This is a genomic window from Aeromonas sp. QDB62, assembly GCF_027705695.1.
In the GTDB taxonomy this organism is placed as follows: domain Bacteria; phylum Pseudomonadota; class Gammaproteobacteria; order Enterobacterales; family Aeromonadaceae; genus Aeromonas; species Aeromonas allosaccharophila.
The window spans coordinates 1-1349 of sequence record NZ_JAPDCD010000116.1 but is presented as its reverse complement, the minus strand read 5'-3'; the positions used below and the strand labels follow the sequence as shown (position 1 = coordinate 1349).

Here is a 1349-nt window from a genome sequence, read left to right as displayed (position 1 = left end):
CAATGCTCTCAACTTAACGCTCCCTTATAGGACATATGCAAATGTGGCTTGCTTCGGGGCGGTCGTGGGTAGCTTCTGCCTGGCTGGATGCGGCATCGACTGCGGCCCATGGCGGCCAGGGTATCGGGCAATGCCGCCCATGCCTGAGCGATGCCGAGCAGGCACCCGGCGAGGATGGGCTTGAGTGCGCCGAATGCGTAGGTGCGATTCGGGCGGGAGCCGGTCTGGATGGCGTCGTCGGTGCCGCTGCCGCTGAGCAGTGCGCACAGGTTGTCGGCCAGGATCTTGGCGGCGAAGTCCTGCTGCAGGGCGAGGTAGTTCAACCCCGTCGTGGCCTCGAGGCGCAGACGATGCTTGATGCGCTTGAAGGCCTCCTCGACGCGCCAGCGCTGGTGATAGAGCGCGCTGAACTGCGCGGCCGGATACGACTGGGCATCGAGCAGGTTGGTCATCAGGACGCGGATCTGGCCGTTCGGAGCGATGTTGCGGATCAGGCGCACGGTGGTGGCGGTGCGGGCCAGATCGAACGTGCTGGCATCGCGTGCGGTGGGCGGCGACAGTGTGACCACGCGCTCGGCCTCGTTCGAGCGTCGGAAGTCGGCGACGCAACGCCAGCCGCTGGCATCGACGCGCAGACAGAAGGCCATGCCGTGTTGCGCCAGCGTCGCCGCCATGGTGTTGCCGACGTAACCTCGGTCGAGCACGAGCAGATCCTGCGCCGGATCGAGTGCGTCGAGCGCCTCGAACAGCATCTGCCGCTCCGAGCCGTCGGCCGGATGCAGACTGGCGTGCAGCGTGAGTTCGGTGCCCGGCAGAAACAAGGCAAACGCGTAGTGGTCCGCCGTCAGTGCGGCCGTCTTGCGTGTCGACACACGCAGGCGCGACGCATCAGCCGCCACCACGCGGCGGCCATTCCAGCGTGCCGCCTCTATGTGCGGGCGCGCCAGGTGCAGCAGGTGCGCACTGGCCAATTCGAACAGCCGGCCCGAAAACCCCTGGCGGGCCTTGCTGAAGGCCTGTGCGCTGACCTCGCGGATCCGCCCGGGCACCGCATGCAGGCGACCGAAAAAGGCGTCGAGTTCGGCTTGAACGCTCGCGCACATGCCCGAGATCATCATGGCCGCCAGGCGCGGCAGGGTGAGCTTGCGATCGCGGGTGAAGGCCCCAGGCCGAAGACGTACCTGCTCGGCCAGCGCGGGGTCGAGCAGAAAGTCAGCGAACTCGGACAGCAGCGACTCGTGGTCGAGTATTCGAGTTCATATTGTCTATTTATCAATGACTTAACGAACGCCATTTTACCCGTTTCCCATAGGGTTCACAAGGGCTATAAGCTAAAGTTGAGAGCATTG

General features: G+C 64.9%; 1 protein-coding gene. It reads right to left on the bottom strand.

Features of this window, described 5'->3' with window-relative positions:
- Positions 1-8: 8 nt before the first annotated feature.
- Positions 9-1193 (bottom strand): IS4 family transposase, encoded by a 1185-nt coding sequence (locus tag OKC27_RS22665; protein WP_110820759.1) that lies wholly within the window; start codon positions 1191-1193, stop codon positions 9-11.
- Positions 1194-1349: the final 156 nt, after the last annotated feature.